The following is a 280-nucleotide window of genomic DNA, read 5'->3' on the forward strand; positions in this document are numbered from 1 at the left end:
GAATGATCGGGCAATCACGGCTGAGGAGGTGAAGTCGATGGGAGTGGAGGTGTTGGGGGGGAAGGGGCGGAGGTTGGTTGGAGCTGAGGGGGTGATGGTAGAGGAAAGGGTGAGATTTGGTGTGGAGAGGGTGGGGGGAGATGGATGGGTGGAGGTGGTGTGGAGTGAGCGGGTTGATGTGAGAGAGGGTAGCACGGTGAGGTTGAGAGAGTGGGAGGGGATGGAGGTGGATGGGGTGGGAAAAAGGTAGGGATGGTGGTGGGGGGAGGTGGGGGGGGTG

General features: G+C 61.4%; 1 protein-coding gene. It reads left to right on the forward strand.

The genetic code is table 11. From position 1 onward, the window contains the following. Window positions 1-250 (forward strand): hypothetical protein (locus FS507_RS20005; protein WP_186314768.1); only part of this gene is annotated, 250 nt, incomplete at its 5' end. Window positions 251-280 lie beyond the last annotated feature (30 nt).

This window comes from Corynebacterium glyciniphilum AJ 3170, from assembly GCF_007673095.1.
Lineage (GTDB): Bacteria > Actinomycetota > Actinomycetes > Mycobacteriales > Mycobacteriaceae > Corynebacterium.